Origin of the sequence: Microbacterium sp. UBA3394, assembly GCF_002358725.1 — a bacterium.
Lineage (GTDB): Bacteria > Actinomycetota > Actinomycetes > Actinomycetales > Microbacteriaceae > Microbacterium > Microbacterium luteum.
Genome location: NZ_DEPK01000051.1, coordinates 1 through 1,190 on the forward strand (window position 1 = coordinate 1; position 1,190 = coordinate 1,190).

The following is a 1,190-nucleotide window of genomic DNA, read 5'->3' on the forward strand; positions in this document are numbered from 1 at the left end:
CCCAGGATCTTCTGCCGCTCCCGCTGGAGGGCGATGTCGTACATCGCGCGATGCGCGTCTGACAGCTCGACGTGGAGCACCTGCTCCTGCCGCGGTGGCAGATCGGCGGCGACCTGAGCCTTCGTGCGACGGAGCATCAGCGGTCGCACGCGTCGGCGCAGCTTCTCCAACCGCGCTCGGCGGTACGCACCGCCTTCGACGTTGTCGGGCACCTTGCCCTTCTCGATGGGGCCGACGTACTCGTCGCGGAATCGCCGGGCGGACGGGAAGAGTCCGGGCGAGGTGATCGAGAGCAGCGCATGCAGCTCGATGAGCGAGTTCTCGAAGGGCGTGCCGCTGAGCGCGAAGCGCACCTCCGCACGCAGTGCAGCGACCGCGCGGTGGATGCGTGTGGCGGGGTTCTTCACGAACTGCGCCTCGTCGAGGATCAGCCAGCCCCACTCGCGCTCGGCGAAGGCGGTCTCGTCGAGACGAAGCACGGCGTACGACGTCACGACGACATCCGCCTCGCCCACCGCGGCGAGACCGCCGGTGCTGGAGACCACCGCCACCCGCAGGTCGGGCACGAACGCCGCCGATTCCTCCTGCCAGGTGCCGATCACGCTCGTCGGGGCGATCACGAGCGCCGGGTGGCCGCCGGCGTCATCACGACGCGCCGCCAGCGCAGCGAGCACCTGCAGCGTCTTGCCGAGACCCATGTCGTCGGCGAGGATCCCGCCGAGGCGATGGTCGGCGAGGAAGCACAGCCACGAGACGCCGTGCTTCTGATAAGGCCGGAGCGTCGCGCGGACACTGTCCGGAACGATCGTCTCCGGAACGCGCTCGACGTCCTGCAGGGCGTGCGCCGCGGCCCGCCACGACACAGCGGCCTCGGATTCGTCGGCGAGATCCTCGAAGTCGCTCCAGAGGGCGAGTTGATATCGGGAGATCTTCGGCCCCGTCTCCCACTCGGACATCTCCACCGCCTCGTCGATGAGGTCCCGCAGGCGATCCAGCGCGGGATGACGGAGCGAGAAGTATGCGCCGTCGGCGAGCATCATCTTGGAACGTCGCAGGGCGAGGGCCGTGAAGAGAGGTGTGAAGGGGATGCGACGTCCGTCGATCGTGACCTGGACGCCCAGGTCGAACCAGTCCGGATCGGTCGAGTCGACGGTGCTGATCCGGATGCGCGGATCGCCCGAGAGTTCGCG

The 1,190-nt window shown here is 68.8% G+C and carries 1 protein-coding gene; it reads right to left on the reverse strand.

Going from position 1 to position 1,190, the window contains the following annotated elements; translation table 11 throughout:
* A partial coding sequence (locus tag B4E30_RS02645; RefSeq protein WP_286793365.1) for a DEAD/DEAH box helicase occupies positions 1 to 1,190 on the reverse strand: 1,190 nt, incomplete at both ends.